Genomic DNA, 17,289 nt, shown 5'->3' on the forward strand with positions numbered 1-17,289 from the left:
TGCTGGGAGGGACTAATGATGACGACCCGTAGTAAACTGATTGGTCAAAACATCAAAAAGCATCTGTTAACCGGTATTTCATACATGATTCCATTGATTGTGGCGGCGGGAATCTGTATTGCGCTTGGACAAGTGCTGGGTGGTATCCATGTATCCAAAGCCGTTGGCACTATTCCGTATTATCTTAATGAAATTGGCGGCTGGGGTATGGGGCTGGTCGTACCGCTGATCTGTGCGGCGATTGCCTATTCCATCTCCGACCGCCCCGGCATCGCGCCCGGTCTGATCGTTGGCTATCTGTGCGGACAGATTCAGGCAGGCTTTATTGGCGGTATGGTTGGCGGCTTTTTGGTCGGTTATGTAGTACTCGCAATCAAAAAATATATCCGGCTACCCGCCTCCATGCAGGGCTTGATGCCGGTCATGATTATTCCGGTGCTGGCAACCGCCTTCTCTGGATTGGTGATGTTCCTGTTTATCGGTCAGCCGATCGTCTGGCTGCAAAACGGGCTGGTGCATATGCTGGAATCGATGCAGGGTGGCTCCAAATTCGTACTCGGCGCTGTACTCGGTGCGATGGCAACATTCGATTTTGGTGGTCCCGTTAACAAAACGATGTCGCTGTTCGCTGACGGTCTGCTCGTACAGGGCATTTATGGACCGGAAGCTGTCAAATTTGTCGGCTCGATCATCCCGCCGCTCGGCATCACCCTATCCTATCTGTTCACTCGCAACAAGTACACCAAAGCGGAAAAGGAAGCGCTCAAGGCTGCTTTCCCCATGGGCATCTGTATGATCACCGAGGGCGTGATTCCCATCGCTGCCCGTGATCTGGTGCGCGTCGTGCTCTCCTGCGTTATTGCTTCGGCAGTCGCTGGCGGTCTGATCATGACATGGGGCGTGGAAGCGCCTGTACCACACGGCGGGCTATTCGTTGTCCCACTGTTCACCCATCCATGGCTGTTCATGCTGGCACTGTTGATCGGTACTACCATCTGCGCGGTCGTGCTGTCCGCGATCAAGAAGCCTGTGACTGAGCTGGACGAGCAGTTTGACGATAGCATTGACCAGCAGGTGGATGAAGATGATATCGTATTTACCTTTGAAAAGGCGGAAAAGATCTAACGTTGCTATCACTACGATCACGCACAGCTGTCACCAAACAACCACTACAAATGAAGAGGAGTGTTGACCATGTTGTTGACGATGAGCGAGCTGCTAAAAGTCGCACAGGAGAACAAATTTGCGGTAGGGGCGTTCAATATTGCGGATAGTACCTTTGTACGGGCGGTAATTGAGGAAGCCGAGCGTTCGCAATCCCCTGCGATTCTGTCCTTTCACCCGACGGAATTGGAATTTGTAACGGATGAGTTTTTCGGATATGTACGTGAACGGGCAGTGAAAAGCAGTGTTCCCTTTGTCATTCATCTGGATCATGGCGGCTCAATTGCGGACGTGGTTCGAGCAATCAAATGCGGATTCACCTCCGTCATGATTGATGGTTCGCTGCTGCCGTATGAGGAAAATGTCGCGCTCACTCAGCAGGTGGTGGAGCTGGCGCATGCAGTCGGCGTATCCGTCGAAGCAGAGCTAGGTACGATTGGAAGTACCGGCAATTCAGTCGAAGGCGGTGTAACCGAGGTGACGTATACTGATCCGAATCAGGCGGAGGATTTTGTTCGTCGTACGGGTACAGATACATTAGCGGTAGCGATTGGGACCGCGCATGGCATTTATCCGAAGCATGTAAAGCCGAAGTTACAGCTAGATATTTTGCAGGACATCTCTACACGTGTTGATATTCCGCTTGTGCTACATGGCGGCTCTTCCAACCCAGATGCCGAGATTGCCCAATCTGTCACGATGGGTATCGCCAAAGTGAATATTTCCAGTGATATGAAATACGCCTACTTCGCCAAAGCGCGCGAAATTCTCGCCCGCGAGGAATGGTGGGACCCGAACGTTATTTATCCAGAATGTATTATCGCCGCACAAGAAGTCATTCGCTACAAAATGGAGCTGTTCCAGTCTGTAGGTAAAAGCGAGCTGTATCAGAAGCAGCCGGTGCTGCAATAAAGAACATATCCTATCATCATCAATCCAATCGCATGATCATACAAATGCCCGCTGTATGCTAGTATACAGTGGGCATTTTCTTATTGCTCCGATCCGGTGACAAGGAATCTAAATACCCCGATGGCAAACCAGATTACAATGACAGTTGCAATTATAATCAATCATCTTAGATACTGTTCTGTACGCAGAACAATTCATCGAGGGTAAATGATTAGTAGGATGATATACTGGTAACAACAATTCCTCAATCGCAATCAAGGAGGTTGGTTGGATGAAGGTTCTGCGCAAGTTCATTCTCGCTTTTCTGCTGTCCAATGTGATTGGCAATTGGAGCTTCAAGCAAATCTCCTTTTTGCAATACGATCTTACGGCAGGCTTGCTGAGCACAGGCAATATCATCCGTTATCTGGTCAATCTCGCCTGTTACATCGCGGTAGCCGTATGGATCTATCAGATTTTGGAGTGGATGGAGAAGCGGCGACAACAACGTAAAGAAGAATCCGGTTAACCAGCAATGAACGTCTTCAAGCAGACGATCACAGGATGCTGCGTAATACCGGATTCTTTTTTATAGTCAGTTGTTATCCGCATACGCTTGGAGCATCAACCAAACCCCAAGCCCACCATACGAAGATTCCGCACATTTATTTTCATTTTTATATTAGATTGTGATTTATATCACATATTAAATTTTAGTTTTAATTTAATATAAAGGCATGGAAGAGATGATCATCCCTCACAACAAAAGATCAGCAGCACAGGGCAGCAGCAACCGGTCGCACCGGCAGCAGTTCACGCCCCGACCGCTCCCTTGTTAGCAACTGACTGATCCATAAGATAACAACAATGTGCTGACATCAGCACCGCAAACCCAAATATATCATGTTAAGGAGTGTATGAATCATGAACGCATGGCTCAGACAAAATAAAATCGCAATGTGGCTGTTAACTGTCCTTCGCTTATATGTTGGTTTTCAATGGATTGAAGGTGGCTGGGGTAAGTTAACTGGTGGCTTCGATGCCAGCGGCTTCCTCACTAATGCAATCACACTCAGCACCGGTGAAAAACCGGTCGTCAAAGCAGCATGGGCGGGCTTCCTGCAACACTTTGCCCTTCCGAATGTGGAACTGTTCAACATCCTCGTACCTGTCGGTGAATTCTTGGTTGGTCTTGGCTTGATCCTTGGTACATTCACAACGGTAGCAGCTCTGATGGGTATGGTCATGAACTTTGCCTTCCTGTTCTCGGGTACAATTAGCACCAACCCGTACTTGATCCTGCTGGAAGTATTCATCGTCGTCGCTGGTGCCAACGCTGGTAAAATCGGTCTGGATCGCTGGGTACTGCCTTACCTGAAAGCTCACGTCTTCAAACGTCAACCCAAACACAACGGCGACGGAGCCCCAACCGCACCAACTCACAAAGCAGCGTAACCATTTAGAGTTATAACTACCGTGAACAAATCAGCAGTACTCTAAAAAATCATATAAAAACAACGCGCATCCTCCTAACAGAGATTGCGCGTTATTTTTTGAGATTCGTTTCTATTGCATACTGAATTGTACTGCTTCTATTTCAAAAACTAGTATTGTTCCCCATCATCGCCTACAACCATCTACTCGACTGAAACGCTCCGACTCGCCACAAACACATACGTCGCCATTGAGCCAATCTGATCCGTTTGCTGCACCGAATGCTCTAGCATTCGCACTTCCGATTCAATGAGCGAGCGCAACTTGTCCGGTATGTCAGACAATGCCTCCAGTTCATCCTTATACGCATCCAGCACCATATCCGTCTCCCATTGCCCATCCTGCAAATGTACCGATTGGATCGACTGCTCGCGTTCGATAATCCAGCCTGCTTCTGCGGCGACACGATGAATATCGTCCACCGTAAACAGGGTGCGAATATTAGCGTTACTATTTTCCTTGAAGCATTCGTATTTTGCCTGAATCAACACCGCCAGCAGGTGCGGAAACTGCTGAATATGCTGAATCCGCGTATCCCACTCGGCAAAGCACAACCGCTTGCCCCAATGCCGCACACGCTTTAGAATTTGCCGCAATTCTTCAAACGAAGCCATATACCACGACGCATGAGAAATCACCACATAATCAAACGCATCTTCTGGAAACTGTGTGTCTGGGTTCAGCACATCTACCTCATATTCCATGCGTATCGATGCACCTAACTTGGACGCCAGCAAAACATTCGCCGAATCGCCTACGGTGATCGGGCTTCCGTAGTCGCGCGTTGCCACATCAATACCATGCACGTATCCGTCTGACCCGGTCGCCCATGCCAGTACGGCTGTCGTATCCCCTTGTCCGCAGCCAATTTCCAGCACAGAACTCCCCGGCTGAATATCCCAAAATTCGACCAGCTTCAATCGGTGCTCTGTCTGAATACGCTGAACATCCATGTGCTCCTGCGCAGTTGCCATACAGTTCACAATCTCATCTAAAATCTGCTGACGTTCATGAACTCCGTATTCGTGGCTCATATTGTTACCCCTCTCATGTATACCTATCGTCCATCACGATGATGCGGTATTTATGCTGCCTATTGCTATGGTGTGAGATTACTGTATGACATGACGCTTAATCTGCGTATCTATTGTTGGCTGCTCATGCTTTTTTATATCGTGTCAGTCGGATTGCTGTGTAAGCCAACAATCTCAATGACTTCCATTTCAGCAACTGCCCGTGCGCCTTCCATCATATAAGCGCGTGTACCGATCTGTAGCTGATGGACATGAATCTGACTGCGCCGTTCGGGAATAAGAATCCACATACTCGCTGTGCCTATTGCAGGAACCTGCTCTATACTCATAATGATCTCTCCACGTTCATTCTCAAATTCTGGATGGATCATATACAGTTCCGAAATAGGAACATCTGGCAGCAAACTCTTATAGCCTCCCTTACGTTCTAGTACTGCCGGCGTCTCTCCTTGTTCTGCTGATACATGCTTTACCGGCATTTCATAAGCAAAATCTGGGCGATACCCTTGCCAAGGCAATCCACGGCGCCCCCCTTCTTCTGGGGTATAAAATCGGTATCGTACACGAAAATCTGGCGGATGCCCTCTCACTTCTTCATAACATGTTCTCGCTTCCACTTCCGTCCTCCTTCTCTCTGGTATGACCTATACATATATTCCCAGACTCTTCGATCCAATAGCCAGCGACTTATCATTTATATGTAAATTTTATTATATAAATTTATTCATTTTTTAACGTAATTTATACATTCCCCTATTTTGTTCTTCCCACTCGCTCATGTGCCTGTACACAGATACTTTCGCGGGATCGGCTCTTTCTATTGTAATACATCTTTATCCATAATAACGATCATTTTCCACATTTATCTAGTCATTCTATCTAACCTTCCCGTTTGACGCCGCTCGCTCATCGTGATACTTTAACAAAAAGCCAATACAACGGTGCAGCATAGTAAAGCGGGCAGAATGGTCGGCAATCTAGCGATCGTCTTCCGTTGTTCTGTTATGTTGCAGCGAATTTATATACTGGCGGCAGGAGGATGTATATGAGAGAACAATGGTTTGGCGAATTGGAACAATTGGAAAAGGATATTGTGGACTGGCGCAGACATATGCACCAATTCCCGGAATTGTCGTTTCAAGAAGTGAAAACATCGCAGTTTATCGCAGATACATTACAAAGCTTTGGGTATGAGGTGCGCACGAATGTGGGTGAAGGCGGCGTGCTTGCCGATCTGAAGGGCGCTTTGCCGGGACCGACCATCGCTTTCCGCGCAGACTTTGACGCACTGCCGATTCATGAAGAAAATCAAGTGCCGTACCGTTCGCAAAATGACGGCGTGATGCACGCTTGCGGTCATGACGGTCATACCGCATCTCTGCTCGGCGTAGCCAAAGTACTCAGCCAGCATAAAGAGCAGCTGCAAGGTAGCGTTCGTTTTATTTTCCAACATGCCGAGGAGAAAATTCCGGGCGGCGCCAAAGCGATGATCGAAGATGGTGCACTGGAAGGCGTCGATGAGGTGTATGGCGCCCATCTGGCAAGTTACCTTCCTTATGGCAAAATCGCTGTCGTCTCTGGTCCAGCTATGGCAGCAGCAGACGGCTTCTCCATTATCATTCAAGGGAAAGGCGGTCATGGTGCACGCCCCGATCAGACGATTGACTCTATTGTAGTCGGCAGTCAGGTCGTTGGAGCGCTACAGCACATCGTCTCCCGCCATATCGATCCACTCAAATCGGCGGTTGTAACCGTCGGTGTCTTCCAAGCAGGCTCAGCTTTCAACATCATCGCTGACACTGCCAAAATCGAAGGCACAGTGCGCACATTCGATCCTGAAGTACGTGTGAAGATCGAAGACGATATTAAAACGATTGTGCAGGGCATTACCTCTGCGTCCCGTGCAACCTTTACACTGGATTATACGCATGGCTATCCGGCTGTAGTCAATCCGCCGGAACAAGCGGAATACGTATGCTCTCTGGTGAGAGATTCGTTAGGCGAAGAAGCATTGCTGGAAATTCCGCCTGCTATGGGCGCGGAAGACTTTGCCTATTATCTCGAAGAGCGTCCGGGCAACTTCTTCTATGTCGGTTCTCAGAAAAATGAAGACACTGCCTTCCCGCATCACCATCCACGCTTCGACATTGATGAGCGTGCGCTGCTGAATACAGGCAGAGTATTCCTCAGCATTGTCGCTGACAAGCTGCTGACCTCCTCGCCAGAAACGGCATCGGTTAGCTAATCTACCGCAATAACTGATTGCTGCATCACAGTGATTTCATCATCTCACACCAGTATTCTCGCATGAGTGATCACACAGAAACCCGTATCTCCGAATATTGGAGATACGGGCTTTTTGCATGGTATTGTTGTATGGATGACTGTTGTTGTATAGATGAATGATTACTCGAACAACTTCTTCTCGTCCACGCGCAGCTGTCTCGCCATTTCCAATACATCATGTAAGGGATGATTGGAGATGGTTCCCGATTTGATCGGATGTGCCGCTTGCGGGTTATTTTTCATATACGTATATACCGTTTCGATGCGTGACATTGGCATCGTTCCGTCGCGCGGCTGCACTTCGACCTCCACCTGAATCGTTTGCCGCTCATATAGCGAACGATGAACGTCCTCCCATATATCGACGATCTCCAGTTCCTTTTCGGTTAGCCGCAGCAATTGTCCATAAACGACCGATTTGGGCGTTTCCCGCAAATAAAAATATCCATCCTCATCCGCTACAATTGCATGACCGGACAATACTGCTGGCTCCATCGGCTTCACCCCACCAAACAACACCACCTGCAATTCCATACTGGTCAGCGTCCCATAACAAAACATCCGATACGAAGCCATTTTCTGCATTCCTCACGCCTCCTACCATTTTTTAATCAACAAATTCTCCAACGGCTCTCCTTCCAGCAAGCATGCTCCGGCATCCATATAACCAAGATTCCGATACAAGAGCTACATTTGTTTAGTCTCTGTACAGTTGCTTACCTGCTAGCTAGCTGTGATATGCTAATAAAGCGAGATTCCCAGATTGCGACGATACGGGTATAGCGGTATTGTATCGGTATATGACCTACTTTTATGCAAATGGTTTTCGTTTTACGTAGGCGTTGTCGTCAATCGTGGGTAATACAACTTAGACAGCGATTCAAACATAAGCTACAGCCTATTCTTTGAATGAACGGAGAGATGATAACGATGGAACAGAAAAATCTTGTATTCGGTATTGTTGCGGGTGCACTGGTAGGTGTGGGTGCAGCTCTGCTGTTCACTCCCAAATCCGGTGAAGATATGCGTGAAAGTCTGAAATCGGGCGCAAGCTCGTCCGCTTCTAATCTGACCACGACGCTGAAAGTCAAAGGTCAGGAAGTGAAATCCAACACAGAAGAGCTGATCCAGCTTGCCAAAGAAATTACGCCAGTTGTGAAAGAAGCGATCAGCGTAGTGCAAGAATGGAAAGACATGATCGTCGGTGCCAAAACAGAATTGACTGGTGAGGTCAACAAGCTGAAAGGACCTTCGTCCACGACTTCCCTGCCTGAAGGCGGCGCAAACAACTCCGCAGCATTGTAAAACATAGCCATATCGAGCGTGTAGAATGCAGCCCATTTTCTGGTATAATGCCGGTGAATGGGCTGCATTTTTGTATGGAGAGCAAAGTGGTGCAAACGGCAACGGTATGGACGTTTCGCGGATTCTATGATCTGTTAGGCAATAAAATATTGCTTGAATAACGTATGCTTACAGATTCGCTCTTTTGCGCGAATTCCCTACTTTTTTGCTACCTGACTTTAGCATCAATTTTATGTCGCGTCATCGCCTTTTGAACCATGCCTGAAACCATACTTGACTGTATTGGTATGTACCTAAGCACTCGCCTCTTTATTGTTTTGCTAATAATTTATCATATAGGATGGGGCATCGTGCTATCGCTCCCCGTTTCCCTTTCCTTACATGTCATATCAATTTCATGCTGAACCTTCGGTATTGTGCTATTCAGTTCGTTAATATGTCATTTTTTACGCTTGGTTTTGGTACTTCCAACCTATACCTACGTAGGAGATCGCATGATAATTTGTAAATGTAGTCTATTTTTACTTTTATTTCTTTATTAATTGTAAGCACTTACAAATTGTATCCAAAGGAGAGATTCACGCATGAAGAACAAAGGCTTCAAAAAAGGAACAGCTTGGCTACTTAGTGGCGCCCTGCTATTGGGTGGACTATCTATTGTCGGGCAAACGGCTGCTGCATCTTCGTCCTCCCTTACGTACTCTCATTTTGCAAACGTTAACATTTTGCAGCCATTGCTACAAGCTGCCCCTTCCGATGCCGTGGTCGAGCCGGGAAGCGAGAGTGTTGCGCCCAGTGCTGGTACACTGGCTGCTGCGCAGGCAACTACATACAGCGCTTATCATTTGACTGGATTCTCGACCGGAAATACAGGTGGTGGCAACATTGCCGAAACCGATTCTCGCTACAAAAAAGTCTACAATGCGACCGATCTGTCGCAAGCATTGAAAAAAGGCTCCGGCGTGAAGATAATCGAGATTATGAATGATCTCAATCTAGGCTGGAGCGAGCTGCCTGCCGCAGCGCAAACCTCTCCATTCGCTGCTCATAATACGCCGCTTACTCATCCCGTGCTGAAGAAAACAGGTGTCAGCAAGCTGACAATTGATGGGTTCGATGGACTGACTATTTTCTCCGCGAATGGATCTAAGATCAAGCATGTGGGCATTACTGTGAAACGCAGCTCCAATCTGATCATTCGCAATCTCGAATTTGACGAACTGTGGGAATGGGATGAAGCGAGCAAAGGCGATTATGATAAAAACGACTGGGATTATCTGACGCTGGAGCAAACGAACAAAGCTTGGATCGACCACTGTACGTTTAACAAAGCGTATGATGGCATCGTCGATGTGAAAAAAGGCAGCAGCGGTGTCACCATCTCATGGTCGTACTTCCGTGGCGACGATGGTAGTTCCAACAGTTGGGTCACTCAACAGGTAAAAGCAATGGAAGCGGACAAAGCCTCCTACCCGATGTACAACTATCTGCGTAGCAGCGCCGTCGGCTTGAGTCAGGCAGACATTATCGCTATCGCCAGTGGGCAGAAGAAGACGCATCTAGTCGGTGCAACGGAATTCGCTTCCGACAATGCGGATCTGGAAGTAACGCTGCATCATAACTATTACCAAGATTCACAGGATCGTATGCCGCGCCTGCGCGCTGGTAATGCGCATGTGTACAATATCGTGATGGATGCAAGCGGTCTGGTCAACGCCAAGAGTAAAATCACCGCCGCAATGGAAAAAGCGATTGCATCCAAAGGCTACCACTTTACTGTAACGAGCAATGGTGCGATCTCTACAGAGGGCGGTGCGGTACTGGTGGAGAAATCCAATATTATCGGTGTTGCTTCTCCTATTCGCAACAACCAAACCGATCCAGATGATGCCAAATATACTGGCAAAATCCGTGCAGTAGACACCATCTACACTGCCAATGGCACTACCTTCCGTGGAGACAGCGATACAGCAGGCAGCCCACTTGCTCCTTATCCGGCTGCGGCATTATCCTTCTCTTGGAACGGCTTTACGACGCTGCCTTACACGTATCAGGCGGATGATCCTTCCACATTGGTGAGCCGTTTGAAGGCATCCGACGGCGCAGGCTCTGGCAAGCTGTCTTGGACGAAAACAAACTGGCTGCTCACTTCGTATTAATGAAGAGGATGAATAGACGCAAACGGGCGCTATGCCCTTGTCGCTCTGTTGTTGAATAGGGGCGAAGTATTCACCTTCGCTAGTGCGTCCTTTCCTCTATCCTTTCTTGTCATGCACAACGTAATGTAGAATATCCTCTATAAAGCAGGCTGCACGCTTTCCTACGCAGTCTGCTTTTTCTCATTTGACTCGGTATGGTTATAATCACCATTCGCTTCCATTTCTCGCTAAAAACCTGCACGTATCGGACAAACGTTGTAAAAAATCGACGAGTTTCTCCTGCTAAATCATTTAACAACGATTATATTCCAGCTACTTCTGGTTAATATTAAGCAACTATATTTTCACATTGCAAAGGAGAAGCTGCCGTGCCGCATACCGCCAACTTGGAAGCCGTTACGCAACAACTTGAATTACTGGGTCAGAGCCAATTCGGCAAGTCTCCCAGTTCTATTGATATTCATGCGAATGAACACTGTATCGTCATATTCCTGAACGATCTAACCGATTCCAGTGATAGTCGAATGCCGGAAGATTTGGATGAGCGTTATACGCATGTGTATATTTTGCTGGATCAGTTTGTTTTCCCTGCGATTAAAAAGAAGATTGAGCAAGCCACTGGAAGCACCATTGTCAATCATTTTATCGATTGGAAAGAAGAAACAAACTGTGCTTCGATTGTATGTGCATTCAATCTAGAACCAGATCATATCAATGAGGATTTATATTCGGGTAAAGCAGATCTGCATATCAAAGTCAGTCAAATTACCAAAGATGTGCAAAAAACACCGACAGATATTGAATCGTTCTGGATGAATCCATCCATTTTGTGCATTATCCGTAAAGGGTTGCTGATTAGTCTAGAAAAACGCATTATCAAAAAAGGCTTCAATAACGCGCTGCGCGTTTCCAAGCGTGAGCTGGAACTGGATCGCTTTATTGAAGAATTACCAGTGGAAGATATTTTAGGCAAAAAGCTGGATAGCGCGTTTCTAGATTGGGACTTTGAGAATGACCACAGCCTGCTCGTGCTGACGTTTGAAGAGAATGGCAAGCCGAAGAAAGCCAAAGCTTGATTATTACTATATTCTATTGGATTTGCAGCACAAACAACCTGTATTATCCCGTCTTCGTAATGGCGAGATGATACAGGTTGTTTGTGTTTGGTTGTGCATACGGAACGGATGGCTGCTTTGGTGTTCCATGTGACCAGCAACGATAACGCTGAATGTGCCGTCCAAATCGTATGTCACTAGTAGCCCGTCCATTTTCATAGTGAACACCTTCGATGCACCATCATAGCAAGTATCGTACACCTGCCATCAGTACTACACCAGCGATCACAGTAATCGATAGGCTTTTCGTTTTCAACGCAATCAGCAGTGTCGGCACCAATACAATGACCGCATGCCAATCCACTTGTAGTGTATGATCCTGCTTGTCCAGCGCACTTTCCACAATCAATGCTGTTAAAATACACACCGGAATATACGATAGCCATTTCATCACGGCATTCGGCAATACCATGTTGCGCACCACCAGAAATGGAATCACTCGCGGCAGCATCGTCACCAGCGCGCAGCCAATAATAACGAGCAATACACTCCATTGTACACTCATCGCTCCGTCACCACCCCAATCGTCGCCACAATCACCGTCGATACAATTACCGCCAGCTGCGTCGACAGGAATAACGATAAGACAATCATCGCAATCACCATATATAGAATCAGGCGCAGAATATGATTTAGCTTTTGCGGTAGAATGCTACCCAGTTGTAGCACCAGCAGCGCGATAAACATCGCAGTGAGTGCATAATCCAGCCCAAACATCTCAGGGTCTGCGATCCAGTTGCCAAACAATGCGCCAATCGTACATGAAATAATCCAGACGATATAGGCGGTAATATTCAACCCGTGCATCCAGCGATCATTCAGCGGACGCCCCTCTGCAATCCGTCCCGCCGCTACACCAAACGACTCATCTGTTACTAGTAGCCCGATGCTTAGATTGTTCCATAGCGAATATCGGGTAAACTGCGGTGCCAGCGTCGTACTCAGCAGAAAGTGCCGCAAATTCACAATAAACGCCGTCAAAATAATCGCCGACGCAGGTGTATGCACCGCCAGCAAAGCACAAATAATAAACTGTGATGCTCCCGCATACACCAGAATCGACATCAACGCCACTTCCAGCACACTCAGATGCGAAGCCGCCCCCACAATGCCCGCTGCCAGTCCGATGCTGATATAGCCGAGCAGTGTCGGAATACAGTCTCGCACTCCTTCTAGAAAGGTAGGCTCCCCCGCTGCTCTGTCTTGTATGATTTCCGCTTGACCATGTAACACCTAATCCTCTCCCTACCTTTCATTTCAAAACGATATAAACATCAAATGCTGTATCCCTTCGCAAGCCGCGAATATGCTACAATGGACTAAAGTTTAATATAGTATACATATATTCCATATAGCATACAATAGTCTGTTATATTAAACTTCGGAAATTATTCTATCTATTTTAGCTTCTCATTGTTTACATACCGTTTCTCTATTCACAGTTTGACAATTGATGACTACTAGAAAGCTCCATGACTCAGTTCTCATTTCAAGAAAGAATGGTGATCTTATGGGACAACGTGCCAATCTCGTTATCGTACACAACGGTCAGTATCAACTGTATTATAATCATTGGTGTGCCAATACAATGCCTCAAGACATATTCTGGGGACCTGTTCACACACGGAAGTTTATTGAGCTTCAGGAGCATGTGACACCGAATGACTGGATGAATGATATTTGGGCAGAGGGTGGCGTAGTGATGGATATAGATCGCCAACATGTTCTTTTTTTTGGTGGTGAAGATATATTGTATGATATACAGTTACGGAATTATTTTATAAGATTGATGGCTATTCCTTGGCAAGGGTGGAGCATCGCTTGGGCAGAGGAAGGCATTGCCGATCTAGCGCAATACGTCGGTGTACCAGTGGAAACCGTACTTGCTGAATCTTCTGCTCCAACAAACAAACTATTTGGTCCTGTAAATGTATCTTTTCTTTCAGGAGTGGCTGGTATACAACTCCCTAATGGGGAAACGTTGCTCTTTTTATTAGATACGGATCTGGGCTGTTATTTGCTGCAAGGTGAAGCCTTAATACAGAATCTAAATCCAGCATTCGGTCAAACTACACTGAGTTGGCAAGAGATCGAGGTTAACGATGAATTCCCTTCTATGGGTATGTATATTGATATTTCTGCACGCAAGCTATCTTTTTGGCATGCGGAAACGATGCCCGGTTTTCTTGCCAAAGTGCAAACCAGCTGGGCGGGTTGGGATGTGTCGCGTTTTACCCATAATTATCATTCTCAGCTCGCAGTCACAGGAGATTGCTTGCAAATAAAGGAACGCGAACCAAATGAGATATGGGATGAATTGGCAGCACTCCTGCTCAGGAATTATTCTAATCCGTTACAGTCATTTTCCTCTGTCATCGATCAACTTCAGAAACAAGGGCATGATCTCGACATCAACCCTAGTGCACTGAGTCATACTGAATATACATTAACACCAGAGTTAAAACAGCGTATTTTCCAACAAGCTCTACTCGCTGTTCAATCCCAATGATATTCGCTACCATCATCACTATGATTAGGCGTGCATCTTCAATCGCAATAGTGATTCAACACCGAATACACACATTCAAGATCCTAAATAGGGTTTACTCATACATTATGAACGTTAAAGGAGCTTACCTATGGAAGCCATTCAACATACCGTCGCCCGCAACCTTGTCAAACTGCGCAAAAGTCGTAATCTCACCCTAGAGCAGACCTCCGAGCTGACTGGTGTTAGTAAGGCAATGCTGGCACAGATTGAAAACCAAAAATCCAATCCGACGGTTACGACACTGTGGAAGATCGCCAACGGTCTGCAAGTGTCGTTTACTACCTTTCTCAAAGAAGAAGAACAGCCGATTCGCAAGCTGAATATCAAGGATCTGAATCTGATCACCGATAGCGATGACAAGTATCTAGTTTATCCGTTCTTCGCTTATCATCCAGAAAAGAAATTCGAGATCTACGTCGTTGATCTGCTACCCGGCTGTTCCCATCCACTCGAAACCGAGCCGCTCAAAATGCATCCGGGTGAGGAATATTTAATCATGAAGGAAGGTACGATCACTGTGAATCTGAATGGCGCACAGTATGAAGTCTCAGAGGGAGATGCACTGCAATTTTCCGGTACAATCCCGCATGGCTACTTCAACTATTCAGATCAAAAAGCTAGCTATTTCATGGTTATGTATTATCCTGAAGATGGTTCGCATCAATTGTAAATTGGGCGCTTGTCTTGTACGTGCTCATCTCTACGTTATCACGGATATAGCAAAAGAGGCAGAACAGACACTTGTTATCGTGTATCTGTTCTGCCCTTTTGTTATTCCATATTGCCGCATTTCAAGGTCATGCCGTCCCCATACCCCATATTCCCCATCAAAAAATAGAGATCAATTCCCGCGTGTAGTCATGCCGATCATCGGCAAATAACTGCTGTTGCTCAAAGGTATCCACCATACGCCCATCCTTCATCACCATCAGCCGCTGACTCATTCGACTCACAGCTGCCAGATCATGCGAAATGAATAGATACGATAGATTCAACTGTGTTCGCAGCTGCGTCAATAGCTTCAACACCGCCCCTTGTGAGATCACATCCAGACTTGCCGTCGGCTCATCCAATATGATCAACTCCGGTTCAATACTGATTGCCCGTGCAATCGTCACTCGCTGCCGCTGTCCACCGCTCAGTTCATGTGGATACCGATTGGCAAGCTCCATCGGCAACTCCACTGCTTCCAGCAATTCGTTCACCAGTTGCTTGCTTGATCCGGCAGTAAAATGCTGCAATACTATCTCATCTTGATACTGCTTGTATGGATCAAGCAACGAATCGCGGATTTTCAGCTTTGGATTCAGCGCAGCCATTGGATTTTGGAATACAATCTGCATGCGACGACGGAAGGGATATAGCTGTCGTTCACTCAGCATTTCCAGTGATTGTCCATTCCATATAATCTGTCCGCTGTCGATGCGTTCAATGCGCATGAGACAGCGCGCCAGCGTGCTTTTGCCACATCCGCTTTCGCCTACCAACCCTAGACACTCGCCCTGATTCAGATCAAATGAAACCTGATTTACAGCTGCATGCGATGACTGCGATTGTTCTTTCTCCCTATCTAACAACAACGGACGTGGGTGTTGGTACGATTTGCACAATCCCCTTACTTTCAGCAGTGTCATGATGGCTCTGCTCCTTCCAAACCAGATGTTAGCACATGTCCCGGTCGTTCCAGCATAGGCGCAGCAGCGATAAGCTGCCGAGTATATTCATGCTGTGGATGATCCAGCACGCGATGCTTATGACCAGCTTCGACGATTTTTCCATCCTTCATCACTGCGAGGCGGTCGGCATATCGACGTACATGTCGCCAATCGTGGGTGATAAACAGAATGCCGCAGCCCGTTTCCCGCTGCTTGTCCCGCAGCAGCTCCAGAATCCGATGACCAGACACACTGTCCAGCGCAGTCGTCACTTCGTCGGCAATAAGCAGCGACGGTGACAACAGCAGCGCAAGCGCGATAGCCGCGCGCTGCAACTGCCCGCCGCTTAGCTGAAACGGATACCGTTCATACAGATTGCCGTCCAATCCGACCGATTCCAATGCTTCGATCCCTTTACGTCGCCGTACCGAACGCGACTTCTCGCCATGTACCCGCTGATATTCATCCAAATGCTGCCCAATCCGTAGAAACGGCGTAAACGAACCCTGATAATCCTGAAACGCATACGCCATCTGTCTTCCTCGTAGATGGCGAAGCTTCGATGGCGACAGCCGAGTCAGCTCTTGACCCTGAAACAGCACACTCCCGCTCATACGTAGAGGGCTAGGCAGCATCTGCCCAATGCCCTGTGACAGCAAGCTTTTGCCGCTACCGCTCTGACCAACTAAGGCGAGCCATTCGCCTGCACGCAGCGAGAGCGAGACGTGATCCACCAGCATGTGCTGACGATTAAAGATACTCACTTCATGCAATGCCAACATGGTCACGTCACCTCCCGATTGAGATTTTCCTTTTTCACATCAAAACGGTCGCGTAGCCAGTCGCCCAGCATATTCGCTAGCAATACAGTGAGTACAATCGCCACTCCGGGGTACACCATCAGCTCCGGCATCGATTGAAAATACGGACGCGAATCGTTCAACATCGCTCCCCATTCTGGCGTCGGCGGCTGTGTACCAAGCCCGATGTAGGAAAACGACGAGATAAGCAAAATAATTTTCCCCAAGTCCAGACTTGCCATCACCAGCACATGACCGATGATGTGCGGCAGCAAATGTCTACGCATGATCGTTCTATCCGACAAACCGTTGGTGCGCGCGATGAGCACATATTCTTTTTGCGCTTCACTCAGTACCACGCTGCGCACCAGCCGTGCATAATTCACCCATTTAACCAATACAATTGCCAGTACCAGATTACCGATCCCCGCACCCAGCAGTCCACTCAGCACAATCGCCACAATCGTATCAGGAAACGCTAGAAAGCCGTCGGCAATACGCATAAAGATCCGATCTACCCAGCCACGCCGATACCCGGCAATCAGCCCAAACGGAATGCCCAGCAATAGCGCCGCACCCAATGCCAGCGCACTAAAGCCAAGCGTCTGCTGACCGCCAAGCAGCAGACGTGTCAGCACATCGCGCCCTAGATGATCCGTGCCTAGCGGATGCTGCCAGCTCATGCCCTGCAATCGCTGACCTAGATTCGTCAGCAGCGGATCATGCTGTAAATACAGAAAGGTATACGCACACGCTGTAACGATGAGTATCATCATCCCTACTAGCACGCCGCCCTGCATATGATGACGCCGGAATACCCGTTTAAAGCGAGGCA

Annotated in this window: 18 protein-coding genes; 10 read left to right on the forward strand and 8 right to left on the reverse strand. The window is 47.6% G+C overall.

What is annotated here, in order from left to right:
* Window positions 1-15 precede the first annotated feature (15 nt).
* The 4 genes from ABXR35_RS17830 (at window position 16) to ABXR35_RS17845 (ending at window position 3,510) form a co-directional block, all read left to right on the forward strand.
* On the forward strand, window positions 16-1,125 hold the full coding sequence (locus tag ABXR35_RS17830) for a PTS fructose transporter subunit IIC (RefSeq protein ID WP_367063378.1): 1,110 nt from the start codon (window positions 16-18) through the stop codon (window positions 1,123-1,125).
* A 69-nt stretch (window positions 1,126-1,194) separates the two neighbouring features.
* A complete protein-coding gene (locus ABXR35_RS17835) occupies window positions 1,195-2,076 on the forward strand; it encodes a ketose-bisphosphate aldolase (RefSeq protein ID WP_367063379.1) in 882 nt (293 codons plus the stop codon).
* A 271-nt stretch (window positions 2,077-2,347) separates the two neighbouring features.
* Entirely contained in the window at window positions 2,348-2,584 is a 237-nt protein-coding gene (locus ABXR35_RS17840) for a hypothetical protein (protein WP_367063380.1), read from the forward strand.
* A 392-nt stretch (window positions 2,585-2,976) separates the two neighbouring features.
* Window positions 2,977-3,510: a DoxX family protein gene (locus tag ABXR35_RS17845; RefSeq protein ID WP_367063509.1), complete on the forward strand. Its 534-nt coding sequence runs from the start codon at window positions 2,977-2,979 to the stop codon at window positions 3,508-3,510.
* 182 nt (window positions 3,511-3,692) lie between these two features.
* Here ABXR35_RS17845 and ABXR35_RS17850 read toward each other — a convergent pair whose 3' ends face one another.
* Together ABXR35_RS17850 and ABXR35_RS17855 are read right to left on the reverse strand one after the other, a co-directional pair.
* Complete coding sequence (locus ABXR35_RS17850) at window positions 3,693-4,583, reverse strand: class I SAM-dependent methyltransferase (protein WP_367063381.1); 891 nt, start codon at window positions 4,581-4,583, stop codon at window positions 3,693-3,695.
* Window positions 4,584-4,717: 134 nt separating this feature from the next.
* A complete protein-coding gene (locus ABXR35_RS17855) occupies window positions 4,718-5,200 on the reverse strand; it encodes a hypothetical protein (protein ID WP_367063382.1) in 483 nt (160 codons plus the stop codon).
* A 428-nt stretch (window positions 5,201-5,628) separates the two neighbouring features.
* Between ABXR35_RS17855 and ABXR35_RS17860 the strand changes: the two genes are divergently transcribed.
* Window positions 5,629-6,828 (forward strand): M20 metallopeptidase family protein, encoded by a 1,200-nt coding sequence (locus tag ABXR35_RS17860; RefSeq protein ID WP_367063383.1) that lies wholly within the window; start codon window positions 5,629-5,631, stop codon window positions 6,826-6,828.
* Window positions 6,829-6,989: 161 nt separating this feature from the next.
* Here ABXR35_RS17860 and ABXR35_RS17865 read toward each other — a convergent pair whose 3' ends face one another.
* Window positions 6,990-7,454: a gamma-glutamylcyclotransferase family protein gene (locus ABXR35_RS17865; protein ID WP_367063384.1), complete on the reverse strand. Its 465-nt coding sequence runs from the start codon at window positions 7,452-7,454 to the stop codon at window positions 6,990-6,992.
* 345 nt (window positions 7,455-7,799) lie between these two features.
* Between ABXR35_RS17865 and ABXR35_RS17870 the strand changes: the two genes are divergently transcribed.
* The 3 genes from ABXR35_RS17870 (at window position 7,800) to ABXR35_RS17880 (ending at window position 11,409) form a co-directional block, all read left to right on the forward strand.
* A complete protein-coding gene (locus tag ABXR35_RS17870) occupies window positions 7,800-8,174 on the forward strand; it encodes a YtxH domain-containing protein (RefSeq protein ID WP_367063385.1) in 375 nt (124 codons plus the stop codon).
* 584 nt (window positions 8,175-8,758) lie between these two features.
* Window positions 8,759-10,333 carry a pectate lyase family protein gene (locus ABXR35_RS17875; protein WP_367063386.1) on the forward strand — a complete coding sequence of 525 codons (1,575 nt, stop codon included), beginning with the start codon at window positions 8,759-8,761 and terminating at the stop codon, window positions 10,331-10,333.
* 368 nt (window positions 10,334-10,701) lie between these two features.
* The gene (locus ABXR35_RS17880) at window positions 10,702-11,409 is read left to right on the forward strand and encodes a Na-translocating system protein MpsC family protein (protein ID WP_367063387.1); all 708 of its coding nucleotides are present in this window, start codon (window positions 10,702-10,704) and stop codon (window positions 11,407-11,409) included.
* A gap of 220 nt (window positions 11,410-11,629) precedes the next feature.
* Here the strand turns inward: ABXR35_RS17880 and ABXR35_RS17885 are convergent, their stop codons facing one another.
* Window positions 11,630-11,953: an AzlD domain-containing protein gene (locus ABXR35_RS17885; protein ID WP_367063388.1), complete on the reverse strand. Its 324-nt coding sequence runs from the start codon at window positions 11,951-11,953 to the stop codon at window positions 11,630-11,632.
* A complete protein-coding gene (locus tag ABXR35_RS17890) occupies window positions 11,950-12,681 on the reverse strand; it encodes an AzlC family ABC transporter permease (RefSeq protein WP_367063389.1) in 732 nt (243 codons plus the stop codon). Before ABXR35_RS17890 ends, ABXR35_RS17885 begins: the two co-directional genes overlap by 4 nt.
* A gap of 277 nt (window positions 12,682-12,958) precedes the next feature.
* On the opposite strand from ABXR35_RS17890, the gene ABXR35_RS17895 reads away from it, so the two are divergent.
* Both ABXR35_RS17895 and ABXR35_RS17900 read left to right on the forward strand, forming a co-directional pair.
* On the forward strand, window positions 12,959-13,957 hold the full coding sequence (locus tag ABXR35_RS17895; protein ID WP_367063390.1) for a hypothetical protein: 999 nt from the start codon (window positions 12,959-12,961) through the stop codon (window positions 13,955-13,957).
* A 130-nt stretch (window positions 13,958-14,087) separates the two neighbouring features.
* Complete coding sequence (locus ABXR35_RS17900; protein ID WP_367063391.1) at window positions 14,088-14,669, forward strand: helix-turn-helix domain-containing protein; 582 nt, start codon at window positions 14,088-14,090, stop codon at window positions 14,667-14,669.
* A gap of 157 nt (window positions 14,670-14,826) precedes the next feature.
* On the opposite strand, the gene ABXR35_RS17905 is transcribed toward ABXR35_RS17900, so the two are convergent.
* The 3 genes from ABXR35_RS17905 to nikC are packed head-to-tail and all read right to left on the reverse strand — an operon-like array spanning window position 14,827 to window position 17,230.
* Window positions 14,827-15,633 carry an ABC transporter ATP-binding protein gene (locus ABXR35_RS17905; protein ID WP_367063392.1) on the reverse strand — a complete coding sequence of 269 codons (807 nt, stop codon included), beginning with the start codon at window positions 15,631-15,633 and terminating at the stop codon, window positions 14,827-14,829.
* Window positions 15,630-16,436: an ATP-binding cassette domain-containing protein gene (locus tag ABXR35_RS17910; protein WP_367063393.1), complete on the reverse strand. Its 807-nt coding sequence runs from the start codon at window positions 16,434-16,436 to the stop codon at window positions 15,630-15,632. The genes ABXR35_RS17905 and ABXR35_RS17910 overlap by 4 nt, the downstream gene beginning before the upstream one ends.
* A gap of 2 nt (window positions 16,437-16,438) precedes the next feature.
* Window positions 16,439-17,230, reverse strand: coding sequence for a nickel transporter permease (gene nikC, locus ABXR35_RS17915; RefSeq protein WP_367063510.1), 792 nt, complete (start codon window positions 17,228-17,230; stop codon window positions 16,439-16,441).
* Between the last annotated feature and the right edge of the window lie 59 nt (window positions 17,231-17,289).

Source organism: Paenibacillus sp. JQZ6Y-1 (assembly GCF_040719145.1).
GTDB classification, from domain to species: Bacteria; Bacillota; Bacilli; order Paenibacillales; family Paenibacillaceae; genus Saccharibacillus; species Saccharibacillus kandeliae.